Raw genomic sequence first — 16,017 nt, forward strand, 5'->3', positions numbered from 1 at the left:
GATGGGGACAAAGGGGGCAGGGGGGACAGAGGGGAACGGAGGGGAACGGACGGGCCAGCGACGGGTCGTACGGACGTACCCGGCCGACCGGCCCGCGCCCGAGCGGTATCCAGTCAGGGGGGACACAGACCATGTCATTGCTCAAGCCGCCGCGCCCGCGAGCGTCACTGCGGGACCGGCTGTCGAGACGGTCACGGCGGCCGGGTGAGCCGCGGCTGTGGCGCACCCGGCGCGGGCAGCGCCGTATCGCGCAGGCCGTGATGCTCGCGTGCGTCCTCATGCTGCTGCCCTCGACCTGGCTCCACGCGGTCGCAGACAGCCGTGTCCGTACGGTCGAGGACGTGCCGGCCCATGATGTCGCCGTGGTCTTCGGCGCCGGGCTGCTGTCCGGGCGCCCGACGCCGTATCTCGCACACCGCCTCGACGCGGCGGCCGAGCTGTACCGCGCGGGCAAGGTGAAGGTCGTGCTCGTCACCGGGGACAACAGCCGCGTGGAGTACGACGAGCCGGACGCGATGCGGACGTATCTCGTCCGGCGCGGGGTGCCGGACGGGCAGATCGTCAGCGATTACGCGGGCTTCGACACCTGGGATTCGTGCGTGCGGGCGAAGCGAATATTCGGGGTCGGGCGGGCGGTGCTGGTCACGCAGGGATTCCATATACGGCGCGCGGTGGCGCTGTGCCGGGCGGCGGGGGTCGAGTCGTACGGCGTCGGGGTCGCCGAGCCGCACGACGCCACCTGGTACTACGGGGAGGTGCGGGAGATATTCGCCTCCGGGAAGGCTGCGGCCGATGCCGTGGTCCGCCGCGACCCCACGTTCCTCGGCCCTGCCGAGCCGGGGGTGACGGAGGCGCTGGCGACGCACCGGGCGGGCTGACGCGGGGGCGGCGCCGGACGGCACCGGGAGGCACCCGGTGGCACCGGGCTGCGGCTGCTGCGCTCGGGAGGTGGCCGAGGCGCTGGGGCTGTGGCTACCGCCGTCCGTGCCGGTTCCAGTCGCCGCCCGGGATCGGGCGTCCGTCGGCCCGCAGCAGGCGGGCGACTCGGGGCGCCGCGACGTAGACCCAGGCGGCGGCCGTGGTGGAGTCGGCGCGCCGGATGTCACGGACGACCCGGTCGTACAGGTTGCCGGGGTGGCCGGGGCCGAGGAATCCCTCCAGTTCGTCCAGTGCGGCGAGCAGTTGGCCGTAGTGCGCGGGGGCGGGGGTGACGAGTTCCCCGACGACTGTGCCAGAGGTCTCGACCGTGCCGGGCGCCCCCGGCACCCGGGTCACCCGGGGCATCTCGGTCGTCTCCGTCGTCTCCGTCGTCTGGGTCGTCTCTATCGCGTACGGGTAGCCGGGGCCGTCGTACAGCAGGGCGCCCGCCAGCAGGGCCGGTTCCTCGCGCACCGTACGGCCGGTCAGGAAGCGGTCGTGGTAGTGGCCGCCGGGCCGCAGGGTTCCGTAGACAAAGAAAGGAAGGACCGGAACGTGGTCGTTCGTCCTCTCGCGCGGCGTGCTCACGGCGCGGTGGTCTCCTCGGCGACCCACGCCAGATACGCGGCGCTGCCCCGCACCACGGGCAGCGCGATGATCTCCGGGGTGTCGTAGTCGTGGGCGGCCGTCAGATGGGCCTCCAGCTCTTCGTAGCGCGCGGTGGTGGTCTTGAAGAGGATCTGCCACTCCTCGGAGGTCTCGATCGCGCCCTGCCAGCGGTAGACCGAGGTGACCGGGGCGGAGATCTGCGCGCACGCGGCGAGCCGGGCCTCGATCACGCCCCGGGCTAGTTCCGCCGCCTTTTCGGCGCTGTCGGTCGTGGTCAGCACGGTGAGACACGTGGTGGCGGTCATGGAAGGGGCTCCTTTGCGCGGATGACGGATGTAGGGAGGGCGGACACGGAAAGGGCCGTGCGGTGTAGGCCGCACCGCACGGACCGAACGGCCCGCACCGTACGGCCCACCGCACGACCCACACCGTACGGACCGGCCGTATGGACTCGCTCGTACGGGCCCGTCCGCCCCTCGCTCGGCACCAGCGGCCTTCCGCCAGTCGCGCTTCTCGGGCTCAAGCGGCGTACGGGCGTACGGACTTGGCGTCGCGCAGGGCCAGCGCCCACCAGGCCAGCTGGTCGAGCATCGTCCGGGCGGCGGTGTCGCAGCCTACGGGGTCCTCGGGCCGGCCCTGGTCGTCGAAGCGCTCACCCGCACGGTGGAAGGAGACGGTGTCCCGGACCGTGACCGCGTGAAGTTCGGCGAAGACCTGGCGCAGTTGCTCGACGGCGCGCAGCCCGCCGGAGATCCCGCCGTAGGAGACGAAGCCGACGGGCTTGGCCTGCCATTCGTAGAAGTGCCAGTCGATCAGCGACTTGATGACGGCCGGAAAGGAGTGGTTGTACTCGGGAGTCAGGACGACGAAGGCATCGGCGGCGGCCAGGCGGGAGGTGACCTTGGCCAGTTCGGCCCTGGCCCGGGGGCCGGGGCTGAACGAGAGGGCGCTCGGCAGGTCGGTCTCGGCGAGGTCGATCAGGTCGGTGGTGAAGTCGGCGCGCGCGGCGGTGCGGGAGAGGAACCAGTCGGAGACGACCGGTCCGAAGCGGCCCTCGCGGTTGCTGCCGAGGATGACGGCGAGCTTCAGGGGTTCGGTGGCGGTACCGACGGGTCCGGGCGTGACGTCGGGCACGGGCGTCACGTCGGGTGCAGGCGTCACGTCGGGTGCAGGCGTCACGTCGGGTGCGGGCGTGACGTCGGGTGCAGGGGGCAGGTCGGGTGCGGCTGCCCGATCGGCGGTGGCGGTGACAGTGGCGGTGGCGGTGGCGGTGAGGCCGGTGTCGCTCGAAAGGGTGGATTCGGCATCGGTCGAGCCGACTGCGGAGGTCGTGTTGGCCATGGAGGGAGCCTCGTACCTCAAGCGGGATTGAGGTCAAGCCCGCCCTCTCCGGGCCCTGCCACACGTCCCCTACCGTGGCGGTATGACGACTTCCACGCCACGCCCAGCCGCCCGTACCGCGCCCGATCTGCTGATCGAGGTCGACGAGCACCCCGCGACCGAGGCCGAACTCGGGCAGCGCGTCATGAACACCTACGGACACTTCTCCGCCCTTCAGGTCAGGGGCGGCCGGGTGCGCGGACTGGCGCGGCACCTCGCGCGGCTGGACGGGGCGAGCCGGGAGCTGTTCGGTGCCGGGCTGGACGGTGAGCGGGTGCGGTCGGCGCTGCGGCACGCGCTCGGTGACGTGGCGGACGCGTCGGCCCGGGTGTACGCGCATGAGCGGGCCGGGGCCGACGGGATCGCGCTGACGGTGACCGTGAGGCCGCCTTCCGTGCCGGAGGCGCGGGCGGTGAGCCTGATGTCCGTCCCGTATCAGCGTCCGGTCGCGCACCTCAAGCACCTGGGCGGCTTCGCCCAGATCCACTACGGGCGGGTCGCGCGGCGCGCGGGCTTCGACGACGCGCTGCTCACAGGACCGGGAGGTGTCGTGTCGGAGGGCGCCATCACCAACATCGCCTTCTGGGACGGCGACACGGTCGTCTGGCCGGACGCGCCCGCGCTGACCGGTATCACCATGGCGCTGCTGGAGGCGCACCTGCCGGCCGCCGGTATCGCCTCGGTCCGGCGCGAGGTCACCCTCGCCGATCTGCCCCGCCACCGCGCCGCCTTCGTCACCAACTCGATCGGTATCTCCGCCGTCTCCCGGATCGACGACACCGTCCTTCCGGGTGACGCGGCGCTCATCAAGGCGGTGCGGGAGGTGTACGACGGGGTGGAGTGGGAGCGGATGTGACCCGTCGGCGGCGCGTGAGCCGCGTCGGCGCCACGCGCCCGTCTCACCCGTTCGGCACGGGACGGTCGACGGCATTGGGTGAGACCGGTACGTCGGCTGTGACCTGTGGTTATTCCGGTCGGCGCGGGTGGCACGCGGTCCCGCGCCCCGGAATCTGATCCTCCCTCAGCAGGCGTGCGCGACGCCGGGCGCCTTATCTCGGAAGAGAAGCACCCGACGCGCCGGGCGCACCCACCGCGCCCCCGCGCCTGCCCCGGAGGATCACCATGCGCCGCCCCACTGCCCGCCTGCTCACCGGTACCGCGCTGGCGGTCGTCTCACTCGGGCTGACCGTCACGAACGCCACCGCGGCGTTCGGCGGGGACAGCGAGCGAGGGGACTACGGGCGGGACGACTACGGACGGGGGGACCGCGAGCGGGGAAGTCACCAGCGGGACCACGACCGGGGAGGCCGCGGCCGTCTGGAGCTGTCCCCCAGGAACGCGCGCCCCGGCACCGTGGTGACCGTGTCCACCGGCGCCTGCGGCCATGACGGCCACGGCAGGGGCGAGGCGTGGTCCCTCGGCGTGCAGAACTTCCGGATGGATCCGCGCCACGACAAGGAGCGCGCGACCGGGGAGTTCCGGGTGCCGGACGATGTGCGGCCGGGCGACCACGAGGTCCGCGTACGGTGCGACAACGGCCGGGAGGCCACCGGCGAGCTGTACGTGGAGCACCGCGGGCCGAGCGGTCACGTACGCACCGGGGTCGGCGGCAGCGTCGGCCGCGACACCACCCAGATCGCGGCGGGCGTGGCCGTTCTGGCCACCGCCGCCGTCGGCGGGACCCGGCTCCTGCGCCGCCGGGCGAGCGGCGCGCAGGAAGGCTGACGGGCGGTTCTCCCACCGCTCCGGTTCCGCCCCGCGTCCCCGTCCCCGTCATGCTCATCGCTGACGGGGGCGGGGAACTTCGCCTCTTCGCACCTCCCTCACCCAGGAGGCCCGCCCCATGCCCAGCAAGGCCGTCGAAGCCGCCGAGACCCGAGAGGCCGACGGGACCGACAGGGCGGGGAAGGCCGCGCCCCGGCGCTCCGGCTGGTACGTCGTCCTCGCGCTCTGCGTCGGCGCCTGGCTCGTCCACAACGGCTTCCGGCCCGTGACACCGCCCATGCCGTCCGCGGCCGAGGCGTTCGCGGCCGGTCCCGGGCACTACACGGAGGCCGCCGCCGACCCGCTGCCGCCCGCCGCGCCGGTCGCCGTACGCATCCCCGGCATCGAGGTCGACGCCCCGGTCCTGGGCCTCGGGCTGGCCCGGGACGGCAGCCTCGACGTGCCTCCGGCCGGGAACGGCAATGTCGTCAGCTGGTACAAGGACGGCGCAGCCCCGGGCGCCAAGGGCACCGCGATCGTCGCCGGGCATGTCGACAACGCGCGCGGGCCGGCCGTCTTCTACGCTCTGGGTACGCTCAAGAAGGGCCAGCGCGTCGAGGTGACCCGCTCGGACGGCCGGACCGCCGTCTTCACCGTCGACGCCGTCGAGGTGTACGAGAACGCCGACTTCCCCGACGAGAAGGTCTACGGGAACACGGACCGGGCAGAACTGCGGGTGATCACCTGTGGTGGAAGCTTCTCCGCCAAGACGGGCTACCAGGGCAACGTCGTCGCGTACGCCCATCTCATCGGCGTGAAGCAGACCTGAAAGGTGGGGAGTTCCCCACCCGGGACACCCCTGCCCGCCGGATGGTCCGCCCCGGGGCGTCTTCCTACCGTTGCCCCATGCCGATCCGCCCGATCCGCCCGACCATCCGGGCCACCCCGACCATCCGGGCCACTCCAACCCCGATCACACCAGCCGCCCCAGCAGCCACCCCGATCAGCCCGATCGGACGGCTCCGTACCACCCGCAGGACAGCGACCGCCACGCTCACCGCCACGCTCACCGCCGCGCTCGCCATCACGCTCGCCGCCGCGCTCCTCGCCGTGCTCGTTCCCGCCCAGGCCCGAGCGGCAGGCACCACCGGGACCCAGCCCCCGGCCCGGACCCAGCCCCCGGCCCGGACCCAGTCCCCGGACCCGGCCCCGGACTCGCTCCCGTACGACCGGCTCCAGCGGGACGCCGACGCCCTGCGCGACTCCGGGGTCACCGGTGTGTCGGTACGGCTGACCACGCCCCGGCGGATCCGCACCGTCCACAGCGGCGTCGGCGACCTCGGCACCGGGCGGCCCCCGCCGGACGGCGGGTACCTCAGGCTCGGCAGTACGACCAAGACCTTCGTCGCGACCGTAGTACTCCAACTCGTCGCCGAGGGACGGTTGTCGCTCGACGACACCGTGGACTCCCGGCTGCCCGGGGTGGTCAGGGGAGCCGGAAACGACGGCCGCCGGATCACGCTGCGGCAGCTCTTGCGGCACACCAGCGGGGTACCCGACTACATCGAGGACGTCGTACCGGACTTCAGCGCCCGGGGGTATCTGGAGAACCGTTCGACCACGTACACCTCCGCGCAGCGCGTCGCTCTCGCCCTGACCCATCCGCCCCGCTTCGCACCCGGCGCCCGCTGGGAGTACTCCAACACCAACTACCTCCTCCTCGGCATGACGGTCGAGGCGGTCACCGGCCGTCCCTGGGACCAGGAGGTACGGGACCGGATCCTGCGCCCACTGCGGCTCGCGCACACCTTCTCCCCGGGCGACGACCCTCTCCTGCCGCGTCCGCACGCCCGTAACTACCAGCAGTTCGAGCCGGGCGGACCGCTGACCGACACGACACTCGCCTACCTCCCCTTCGACGGGGACGCCGACGGCGCGCTGGTCAGTACGGCGGCGGACACCAGCGCCTTCTTCGCCGCGCTGCTGAGCGGGAGGCTGCTGGCCCCCGACCAGCTCGCCGAGATGCGGCGGACCGTGGAGGTACCGGACGAGCACGGCTCGCCGCCGGGTGCCCGTTACGGGCTCGGGCTGAGCTGGACGCCGCTGACCTGCGGCGGCGGGTACTGGGGGCACAGCGGCACCGGCATCGGCTACCTGCTGTGGCCCGCCGTGTCGGCCGACGGGCGGACGGCCGTCTCCGTCGCCGCGCACAGCCGGCCCGGCGACGAGGCCACCGCCGTCCGCCAGCTCAAGGGCGTCACCGACCTGGTCGATCACGCCCTCTGCGCCGAGCGCCGAAGCCGCTGACCACGGTCCGGGGGTCCGACGGTCGGGGGTCCGACGGTCGGCGGTCCGGCGCGCCCACGGTCCGACACTCCCCCCGGTCCGGCGCGCCCCAGGTCCGACGCTCCCCCGGTCCCCCGGTCCGGCACGCCGTCAGGCCGTCAAGCGCTCAGGCACTCAAGCCCGCAGGCCCGTACGCCCTCACGCCCGCACGCCCTCACGCCGTCCACTGGTCGAACGCGAGCTTCGCGACCAGCGAGAGCACCACCACGAGCAGCACCCCGCGCACGAACTCGCTGCCCTTCCTGAGCGCCATCCGCGCGCCGAACATCCCGCCCGCGAGGTTGAACACCGCCATCACCCCGGCGAGCTGCCACAGCACCGCCCCCTGGTAGGCGAACATCGCGAGCGCCCCGATGTTGGTGCACACGTTCACGATCTTCGCGGTGGCCGACGCCGTCACCAGGTCGAGGTGGAGCACGGCGGTGAGGGCGAGCACCAGGAACGTTCCCGTGCCGGGCCCGAAGAGCCCGTCGTAGAAGCCGATCCCGCCACCGACCAGCACGATCGCGGAGACGGTACGGGCGCGGCCGGCCGGCTCGCCCGCCTGCGCCCTGCCGAAGGCCGGGCGCAGCATCACGAAGGCCGCCACCGCGAGCAGCACCACCATGATCACGGGCCGCAGCACCTCGCTGCTGATCCCGGCCGCGAAGAACGCGCCGGTCATCGACCCGGCGAGCGCCATGAGCCCGATCCGTACGGAGTTCTTCACGTCGACCGGCGCCCTGCGTACGTACGTGATCGCGGCGCCCGTCGTCCCCACCAGCGCCACGGCCTTGTTCGTACCGAGGATGTGCGCCGCCGGTACGTGCGGCAGCCCGAGGAGGAACGCGGGCAGCAGGAGCAGCCCTCCCCCGCCGACCACGGCGTCGATCCACCCCGCCGCCGCGGCGGCGATACAGAGCACAACGAGCATGGTCATCGATATGTCGGGCATGATCGTGACCTTATGGACGGGATAAGTGCCCTGTCCATCGATATCCGTCGATCGCCGGAGGAGTTGAGCAAACTCAGAGCTTGGCCGCCCGGCAGCCAGCGGTTCGGCCGTCGGGCCGCCGGGCCGCCGGGCCCCGCCGGGCCGCCGGGCCCCGCCGCTCCCCTCCCGCCCTCACACCCGCGCCACCGTCGCGCTGAGCGCAGCGTTCCGCGCGGGAAACGGCGGCGATGCGGACGGTTAACAGCCGCCACGCAGGCTGCCCGGTATGACTCCCCAGACGCCCACCCCCACGATCGTCGTCGTCGGCCACGGCATGGTCGGCCAGCGGTTCCTGGAGGCGCTCGCCGAACGGGGCGTGACCTCGCGGGCGCGCGTCGTGGTGCTCTGCGAGGAGCCCAGGCCCGCCTACGACAGGGTCAGACTCACCTCGTACTTCTCCGGCGCCACGCCCGACGATCTCGCGCTGGTGCCGCCCGGCTTCCTGGCCGCGCACTCCATCGAGCTGCGCCTCGGCGACCCTGCGGAGTCCATCGACCGCGCCGCCCGCACCGTCACCTCGCGCGCCGGGGTGACCTTCGGCTACGACACGCTCGTACTGGCCACCGGCTCGTACCCGTTCGTACCGCCGGTGCCCGGCAAGGACGCCACCGGCTGCTTCGTCTACCGCACGATCGAGGATCTCCTCGCGATCGAGGAGTACGCGATGACGGCGCGCACCGGAGCGGTCGTCGGGGGCGGGCTGCTCGGTCTTGAGGCGGCGGGCGCGCTCAAGGGGCTCGGGCTCGACACGCACATCGTGGAGTTCGCGCCCCGGCTGATGCCCGCCCAGGTCGACGAGGGCGGCGGCGCGGCCCTGCTGCGCACCGTCGAGTCGATGGGGCTGAGCGTGCGCACGGGGGTGGGTACGAGCGCGGTGACGGCGGACGCCGACGGGAACGTCACCGGGATGACTCTGTCGGACGGTTCGTCGCTCGCCACCGACCTCGTCGTCTTCTCTGCCGGGGTGCGCCCCCGCGACCAGCTCGCGCGGGACGCGGGGCTGGCCGTCGGCGAGCGGGGCGGCGTCGTGGTCGACGCGTGGTGCCGTACCTCGGACCCGGCCGTCTTCGCGATCGGCGAGTGCGCGCTCGCGGCGGACGGGCGGGTGTACGGGCTGGTCGCGCCCGGGTACGAGATGGCGGTCACGGTCGCGGACGTGCTGGCCGGTGCGGACCGCGAGGAGTCCGGTTTCACCGGCGCCGATCTCTCCACCAAGCTCAAGCTGCTCGGGGTGGACGTCGCCTCGTTCGGCGACGCGCACGGCGCCGCGCCCGGCTCGCTCGGCGTCGTCTACTCCGACGCGCGCGCCGGGGTCTACAAGAAGCTGGTCGTGGGACAGGACGGCACACTGCTCGGCGGGGTCCTCGTCGGCGACGCCGACCTGTACGGGACGCTGCGCCCGCTGACCGGCTCCGTACCGCCCGTCTCCCCGGAGCGGTTGGTGCTGCCGGCCGGGGTCGGGGCGCCGCCCGCGCTCGGCCCGGAGGCGCTGCCCGACGACGCGGTGATCTGTAGCTGTCACCACGTCACCAAGGGCGCCATCTGCGCGTGTTCCTCGCTGCCGGAGGTGAAGAAGTGCACCAAGGCGGGGACCGGCTGCGGGAGTTGCGTCAAGGCCGTCGGCCGGCTGCTCACCGCGCACGGCAACGGCCCGGCCGACCAGGGGCTGTGCGGCTGCTTCCCTTACACCCGGAGCGAGTTGTACGAGATCGTGCGCACCCTGCGGGTCGGCTCGTACACCGAGCTGCTCGACTCGCACGGCCGCGAGGGGGCGCGGGGCGGCGACGGCTGCGAGGTGTGCAAGCCGACGGTCGGCTCGATCATCGCGTCGCTCGCGCCGGAGCTGGGGGTGAGCGGCTATGTGCTGGACGGCGAGCAGGCGGCGCTCCAGGACACCAATGACCACTTCCTGGCCAACATCCAGCGCAACGGCTCGTACTCGATCGTGCCCCGCATCCCCGGCGGTGAGATCACCCCGGAGAAGCTGATCGTGATCGGCGAGGTGGCGCGGGACTTCGGGCTGTACACGAAGATCACCGGCGGTCAGCGCATCGACCTGTTCGGCGCCCGGGTCGACCAACTGCCGCTGATCTGGGCCCGGCTGGTGGACGCGGGCTTCGAGTCGGGGCACGCGTACGGCAAGTCGCTCCGTACGGTCAAGTCCTGTGTGGGGCGGACCTGGTGCCGCTACGGCGTGCAGGACTCGGTGCGGATGGCCATCGATCTGGAGCTGCGCTACCGGGGGCTGCGCTCCCCGCACAAGCTGAAGTCCGCCGTGTCGGGGTGCGCGCGGGAGTGCGCGGAGGCACGCGGCAAGGACTTCGGGATCATCGCCACGGCCAACGGCTGGAATCTGTACGTGGGCGGCAACGGCGGCGCGAATCCGCGCCACGCCGACCTGCTCGCCCAGGATCTCGACGACGCGGGACTGGTGCGGCTGATCGACCGGTTCCTGATGTTCTACATCCGTACGGCGGACCGGCTGGAGCGCACCTCCGCCTGGCTGGAGCGGATCGAGGGCGGCCTCGACCACGTACGGGACGTGGTGGTGGGCGACTCGCTGGGGATCTGCGCGGAGTTGGAGGCGTTGATGGCCGCGCATGTGGCCGGTTACCGCGACGAGTGGGCCGAGACGATCAACGACCCGGAGCGGCTGCGGCGCTTCGTGTCGTTCGTGAACGCGCCCGACGCGCCGGATCCGTCGGTGAAGTTCGTACCGGAACGCGACCAGGTCAAGCCGGACCTGGTCTTCCTCACCCTGGAAGGGGCGACCGCCCGATGAGCGTGCTGGAGATCCTGATCGGCGACGGCGAGGAAGGCGAGCCCGGCGAGTGGTTCGCGGTCTGCGAGCCGTCCGCGCTCACCCCGGGCCGGGGGGTGGCCGTCCTGCTGCCCGGCGGGCGGCAGGCGGCGGTGTTCCTGGACCGCGCGGGTGTGCCGTACGCGGTCGCCAACCAGGATCCGTTCTCCGGGGCGTACGTCCTGTCCCGGGGGCTGACCGGGACCCACGAGGGGCGGTTCTTCGTGGCGTCCCCGCTGCTGAAGCAGCGCTTCGACCTGGCCACGGGCCGGTGCCTGGACGACGAGGGCGTCGCCGTCCAGGCGTACCGGACCCGGGTACGGGTTCCGGTGCGGGAGCCGGAGGCGGTGCGGGAGCGGGTGCGGGAGCCGGAGCCGGAGCGGGAGCGGGTGCGGGTGCGGGAGCCGGAGCCGGAGCCGGTCAGGACGTAGTGCAGGCGGCGCCGTTGAGCGTGAAGGCGGTCGGGGCGGTGTTGGCGCCGCTCCAGCCGCCGTTGAAGCCGAAGTCCACCGAACCCCCGGCGGGAATGGCCGCGTTGTGGGCGGCGTTGACGGCGGCGACCTGGGTGCCGGACTGGGTGACGGTGGCATTCCACGCCGAGGTGACGCTCTGGCCCGAGGGCCAGGTCCAGCGCACGGTCCAGCCGCTGACGGGGGACGAGCCGGTGTTGCGGAGCGTCACGGCGGCGGTGAAGCCGTTGTTCCACTGGCTCGGGACGGCATAGGTCACGGCGCAGCCGGTGGGCGTACCGCCGCCTCCCCCGCCGCCGCTGTCGCCGGTCCAGCCGAGGGCCTCCGCGATGCCGTAGTACGCGGGCTTGGGCTGGAAGCTCTCGTCGTACGGGGTGGCGGCGCCCTGGCCGGGGAAGACGTCCGGGATCCAGGAGTCCGAGTCGGTGAAGCCCCAGGCGGTGACGCCCTTGCAGCGCGTGACGGCGAGGCAGGCGGTGGTGACGGCCTTGAACTCGTCCTTCTGCTGGGCGAGTTGGGCAGTGGTGGCGGGCAGCGTCATCCGGATGTCGAGTTCGGTGATCGCGACGTCCACACCGAGGTCGGCGAAGCGCTGAAGGTTCGCCTGGAGGGTGGACGGCAGCTGGCCGAGGATCAGATGGCCCTGGAAGCCGACGCCGTCGATGGGGACACCCTGCGCCTTGAGCCGCTGGACCAGGGAGTACATGCCGTTGCTCTTCGCGCCCGTGCCGTCGGTGTTGTAGTCGTTGATGTAGAGCTTGGCGGCGGGGTCGGCGGCGCGGGCGGAGCGGAAGGCGTCGGCGATGTAGGACTCGCCGAGCTGGGTGTAGAACGTGCTGGCCCGCATCGTGCCGTCTTCGTTGAGCGGTTCGTTGACGACGTCCCAGTGATCGATGCGCCCCTTGTAGCGGGTGGTCTCGGTGGTGACGTGCTCGTTCATGATGGTGCGCAGTTCTGCGTCGCTGAAGGTGCCGTTGGCCAGCCAGTTGGGCATCTGACTGTGCCAGACGAGAGTGTGGCCGCGCACCTTCTGGCCGTTGGCCTCGGCGAAGTTCACCAGCCGGTCGGCGCCGTCCCAGTTGAAACTGCCCCTGGTCGGCTCGACGGAGCCCCACTTCATCTCGTTGCCCGGGGTGACGGAGTTGAACTGGGCGGCGGTGATGGCCCCGTAGGTGCCGGTCAGCTTGGATGTGGTGACGGCGGTGCCGTAGTAGCGCCCCTTGGCGGTGGCGAGGTCACGCAGTACGGGGTCGGCCGCGTGCGCGGGGGCGGCGAGGCCGACCATCGCGACGGCCAGGGCGGTCAGGGCGGTGAGGGCGGTGGCGGCCCGGGACACTGCGGGACGGGGCGCTGCGGCCCGGCGTAAGGCACGGAGTTTCGCGGTTCTCATTGCGGCTCCTGCAGTTTCGGAAAGTTTCCCGGAAGTTTCGAGAACGCTGGTTCGGAAGGTAGAGGCGGTACGCGCGTTCGTCAACGGAGCCGTACGAAGTAAACGGAAGTGGCACATGCCGCCGCCCCCAGCGCGATCGCTGCCCCGAAGGAGTGGGACGATCCGAGGATCGCCCTGACCGCACACCTGTTCCAGCAGGAAATCACCGACCGGGCCTACGAGGTCCGTGCCACAGTCGTGGACCAGCGACTGTTCGCCGCTGCCATCCATGCCCCGGCCGGGCACGAAGGGCCGGACTGGCGGCGGGACTCCGATGCCTTCACTCACACCCCCCTCGTCCTGCCCGGAAATATCGAGGACCGCGTACGCGAGATGATGCGCCGTCTCGGACTGGTCTTCGCCGCCCTGGACTTCATCGTCGACACCCACGGCACCCACCACCTGGTGGACGTCAACGCGGGCGGCCAGTGGGCCTGGATCGACTCGACCCGCGAGCCCATCACCGACGCCATCGCCGACCTCCTTCAGAAGGGCCACACTCCATGACCCACGAGAACACGGACAGCGAGGCCGCCGCCCGCGTGAAGCTCGCCCAAGCCCTCACCGAAGCCGGCGACCTCACCGACCCCGCCTGGCGGGATGCCTTCGAGACAGTCCCCCGGCACGTCTTCGTTCCTCACTACTACGGCCCCGGCGGGGAACTGATCTCCGGTGACCATCCGGACACCCGCAAGCAGTGGTTCGCCGCCGTGCACGAGGACCGGGCCTTGGTCACCCACCGCACAGACGGGGCTGCGACCTCCTCAAGCTCCCAGCCCTCCCTGATGGCGGGCATGCTCGAAGCACTCAGCGTCAGCGAGGGAATGACGGTTCTTGAGGTCGGCACGGGCACCGGCTACAACGCCGCCCTTCTCTCACACCGCCTCGGCGGCGGCCATGTCGTCACCATCGATATCAGCCCCGACATTACTGCTCCCGCCCGCGAGCGGCTCGCCGCCGCCGGACACTATCCCCTGGTGGTGACCGGAGACGGCTCATTCGGATGGCACGGCCGGGCTCCCTACCACCGCGCCATCGTCACCTGCGGCCTCTCGGCCGTCCCGCCCGACCTCGTCCGACAGCTCGCTGACGACGGTTTCCTTCTCGCTCCTCTCGGCAGTGCGCTGGCCCGCATCCACCGCACCGGGGAGCACACCGCCGAAGGCCGCTTTCTGCCCGGCGGCGCCTTTTTCATGCCCCTTCGTCACGCGGCCGACGACGGCGCCCCCACGCGCCGTCCGGGCTTGCCGACCGGGCGGCGCCGCCCGTCCACCCTCCCTGCCGCCGCCATCGCCGACAACCACTTCCGGTTCCTGGCGAGCATCGTGGAACCGGGCCTGGACTGGCAGTATGACCTCGACGACAACCATCGGCCGACCGGGGCACGGGTGTGGAACCGGAACGGTTCCATCGCCCATCTCCACACCGACGGCACCGTCACCGAGACCGGGCCCCTGTGGGCCGGCCTGGAGAGCGCCCATCGCGTCTATCAGGCCGCCTGCCGCCCCGGTCCCGACCGCTACGGCGTCACCGTCACCGAGCGGGAACAGCGGGTATGGCTCGACAGCCATGATGGCCCCTCCTGGACCCTGGCCCGCTGACTCTCCGGCACGGAGGAAAAGCTTGAAGATCACGAGATCCCCGCTGTCGGCATGGATAGCGGCCCCCGAAAGTGATGGGCCAAGAGTGCGCACAGGCTACTCGTCGGCGTGGACGCCGCCTCCCCGTAGTAGCGCGCCGCCCAGCGGGGTCAGGGTGTGTAGGACGGCGTTTCCGTAGCGGAGCGTGCTGATGAGGCCGGACTCCCGCAGGACGCACGCGTGTTGGCTGGCGGAGGCGAGCGACACCCCCGTCCTGCGGGCCAGTTCACTGGTCGTACAGCCGTGTTCGATGGCGCGCAGGACGGCCGAGCGGGTGTGGCCGACGAGCCGCCCGAGCGAGGGGCCCGCGCGCTCGGTGACGGCGGGCGCCTCGGAGTGGGTGACGGGGTAGACGAGGACCGGCGCCAGGGCCGGATCGCGGTAGACGACCGGGGTGGTACGGCAGAAGAACGACGGCTGGAGCAGTAACCCCCGCCCCTCCAGCCGCAGTTCGCGCTCGACCGGATAGTCGGCCTCCAGCACGGGCCCACGCCAGCGCACCATCGGCGGCAGCGACGAGAGCAGTTCGTCCGCGCCGCCGTCGAGCAGCGCCCGACCGCGCAGCGCGCGGTCCGCCTCGACCCTGGTACGGACGTGCCCCCAGTACGGCTCGACGGCCGCCCGGTGGTACGCGCGCACCGCCTCCACCAGCCGCCCGAGCCGACCGGGGCCGCCGTCGGCGAAGGTGGCCAGCCGGTCGCCGGGATCCTTGCGTACGGACCGGGTCCCGCCCGCGCTCAGCAGCGTCAGCTCACCGCGGACCCGCTCGGCCGCGGTGGCGCGCAGAGCTTCGAGTCCCGCCTCCAGACCGAGCCGCGCCTGAACAGGAGTCAGGAAATCCGGGAAATAGCCGCGCTGCGGAACGAGCGCCGAGAGCAGGCTTGTTTCACCATTCAACCTGCCACGCGCCTCCGCACGCCATTCCCCATAGGCAAGCGGAGCGCGCCGATCCCGTATTCGGTGAAAGCTGAGAATCGTTTCCCACAGCGGGTCGGGCCCGGCGGCCATCCGGACCCGCGCGAGATCCTTCTCCGTGAAATGAATACGCAGCATAAAATCCCCACCTGTTGCCACCACAATCTCCCCATCACTGAGTATGCACGCCATCACCGGCTGTTACCACGGTGTTTCGGCCACAGTTGAAACGCCTCGCGGGCGGGGTGCCCCGGGCTAAATGCTGTACTTCGTCGGGCATGAAACCTGAACCACCGAATAGGCGCAGCGAAGGCCGTGGGGGGCTTTGCTCGCTTGGCGGCGGTCGGTCCAGGTGCGGCTCCGTGCCCGGCTCGCGTAATGGAGTGCGGCCGGTGGGTGGGGATCCACCGGCCGCACTCCCCACGACTCTTTCCGGAGCGCGGAAAGAAGTCGCGTGCCATGGCAGCACAACGCCGCCCCGCCACCCGTCCGTGTAGTGCTATCCGCGCCCGAGCGCGACGGCTATGACGGAGGGCGAACCGGTACGGGTCCGGCGCGGCCCGGTACGGGATCCGGTACGGGGTCCGGTACGGGGTCCGGTACGGGTCCGGTACTGCGGCGACCGGAGCAGAAGCCGATGCCGGGCGGAGCGCGCCGCGCCGGATGCCGCTCCCCTCCCGTACTCAGGAACGGCAGGGCTTCGCCGTCGCACCCTGCGGGGCTGCGCACACTCTGTGTGGGGTGGCCCGGCTCCGGCTCGGCGGCTGGGGGGTGTGGTGCTGGCTGGGACTCATGCCCCGCTGGTCGCCATCCGCTGCATTCTGCGGGTCAGT

14 protein-coding genes and 1 pseudogene are annotated in these 16,017 nt (G+C 72.0%); 9 read left to right on the forward strand and 6 right to left on the reverse strand.

The features are described from left to right. Positions 1-131: 131 nt before the first annotated feature. Positions 132-878 (forward strand): SanA/YdcF family protein, encoded by a 747-nt coding sequence (locus DVH02_RS25415; protein ID WP_114626179.1) that lies wholly within the window; start codon positions 132-134, stop codon positions 876-878. A gap of 94 nt (positions 879-972) precedes the next feature. Here DVH02_RS25415 and DVH02_RS25420 read toward each other — a convergent pair whose 3' ends face one another. From DVH02_RS25420 to DVH02_RS25430, 3 genes are all read right to left on the reverse strand, one after another. Further along, the gene (locus DVH02_RS25420; protein WP_114626180.1) at positions 973-1,506 is read right to left on the reverse strand and encodes a gamma-glutamylcyclotransferase family protein; all 534 of its coding nucleotides are present in this window, start codon (positions 1,504-1,506) and stop codon (positions 973-975) included. Continuing rightward, positions 1,503-1,832, reverse strand: a complete 330-nt coding sequence (cutA, locus tag DVH02_RS25425) for a divalent-cation tolerance protein CutA (RefSeq protein ID WP_114626181.1) — start codon at positions 1,830-1,832, stop codon at positions 1,503-1,505. The genes DVH02_RS25420 and cutA overlap by 4 nt, the downstream gene beginning before the upstream one ends. A gap of 214 nt (positions 1,833-2,046) precedes the next feature. Then, entirely contained in the window at positions 2,047-2,661 is a 615-nt protein-coding gene (locus tag DVH02_RS25430; protein ID WP_114626193.1) for an NADPH-dependent FMN reductase, read from the reverse strand. A gap of 289 nt (positions 2,662-2,950) precedes the next feature. Between DVH02_RS25430 and DVH02_RS25435 the strand changes: the two genes are divergently transcribed. From DVH02_RS25435 to DVH02_RS25450, 4 genes are all read left to right on the forward strand, one after another. Then, the gene (locus DVH02_RS25435; protein WP_114626182.1) at positions 2,951-3,763 is read left to right on the forward strand and encodes an aminotransferase class IV; all 813 of its coding nucleotides are present in this window, start codon (positions 2,951-2,953) and stop codon (positions 3,761-3,763) included. Between the two features lie 266 nt (positions 3,764-4,029). Further along, a complete protein-coding gene (locus DVH02_RS25440; protein WP_114626183.1) occupies positions 4,030-4,632 on the forward strand; it encodes a hypothetical protein in 603 nt (200 codons plus the stop codon). A 118-nt stretch (positions 4,633-4,750) separates the two neighbouring features. Beyond that, positions 4,751-5,440 (forward strand): class F sortase, encoded by a 690-nt coding sequence (locus DVH02_RS25445; RefSeq protein ID WP_114626184.1) that lies wholly within the window; start codon positions 4,751-4,753, stop codon positions 5,438-5,440. A 77-nt stretch (positions 5,441-5,517) separates the two neighbouring features. Beyond that, positions 5,518-6,918 carry a serine hydrolase domain-containing protein gene (locus tag DVH02_RS25450; protein ID WP_114626185.1) on the forward strand — a complete coding sequence of 467 codons (1,401 nt, stop codon included), beginning with the start codon at positions 5,518-5,520 and terminating at the stop codon, positions 6,916-6,918. A gap of 193 nt (positions 6,919-7,111) precedes the next feature. On the opposite strand, the gene DVH02_RS25455 is transcribed toward DVH02_RS25450, so the two are convergent. Continuing rightward, the gene (locus tag DVH02_RS25455; RefSeq protein ID WP_114626186.1) at positions 7,112-7,891 is read right to left on the reverse strand and encodes a TSUP family transporter; all 780 of its coding nucleotides are present in this window, start codon (positions 7,889-7,891) and stop codon (positions 7,112-7,114) included. Between the two features lie 265 nt (positions 7,892-8,156). Between DVH02_RS25455 and nirB the strand changes: the two genes are divergently transcribed. Together nirB and DVH02_RS25465 are read left to right on the forward strand one after the other, a co-directional pair. After that, positions 8,157-10,712 (forward strand): nitrite reductase large subunit NirB, encoded by a 2,556-nt coding sequence (gene nirB / locus DVH02_RS25460; protein ID WP_114626187.1) that lies wholly within the window; start codon positions 8,157-8,159, stop codon positions 10,710-10,712. Then, positions 10,709-11,047: pseudogene (locus tag DVH02_RS25465) on the forward strand (nitrite reductase (NAD(P)H) small subunit); the annotation flags it as partial. The gene nirB and the pseudogene DVH02_RS25465, both read left to right, overlap by 4 nt. Positions 11,048-11,150: 103 nt before the next feature. Here the strand turns inward: DVH02_RS25465 and DVH02_RS25470 are convergent. Continuing rightward, entirely contained in the window at positions 11,151-12,590 is a 1,440-nt protein-coding gene (locus tag DVH02_RS25470) for an endo-1,4-beta-xylanase (RefSeq protein ID WP_114626189.1), read from the reverse strand. A gap of 108 nt (positions 12,591-12,698) precedes the next feature. On the opposite strand from DVH02_RS25470, the gene DVH02_RS25475 reads away from it, so the two are divergent. Next, the gene (locus DVH02_RS25475) at positions 12,699-13,136 is read left to right on the forward strand and encodes a hypothetical protein (protein ID WP_114626190.1); all 438 of its coding nucleotides are present in this window, start codon (positions 12,699-12,701) and stop codon (positions 13,134-13,136) included. Continuing rightward, a complete protein-coding gene (locus DVH02_RS25480) occupies positions 13,133-14,230 on the forward strand; it encodes a methyltransferase domain-containing protein (protein WP_114626191.1) in 1,098 nt (365 codons plus the stop codon). The genes DVH02_RS25475 and DVH02_RS25480 overlap by 4 nt, the downstream gene beginning before the upstream one ends. A 96-nt stretch (positions 14,231-14,326) precedes the next feature. Here DVH02_RS25480 and DVH02_RS25485 read toward each other — a convergent pair whose 3' ends face one another. Beyond that, complete coding sequence (locus tag DVH02_RS25485; RefSeq protein ID WP_199566411.1) at positions 14,327-15,322, reverse strand: ArsR/SmtB family transcription factor; 996 nt, start codon at positions 15,320-15,322, stop codon at positions 14,327-14,329. Positions 15,323-16,017: the final 695 nt, after the last annotated feature.

Source organism: Streptomyces corynorhini (assembly GCF_003346515.1).
Lineage (GTDB): Bacteria > Actinomycetota > Actinomycetes > Streptomycetales > Streptomycetaceae > Streptomyces > Streptomyces corynorhini.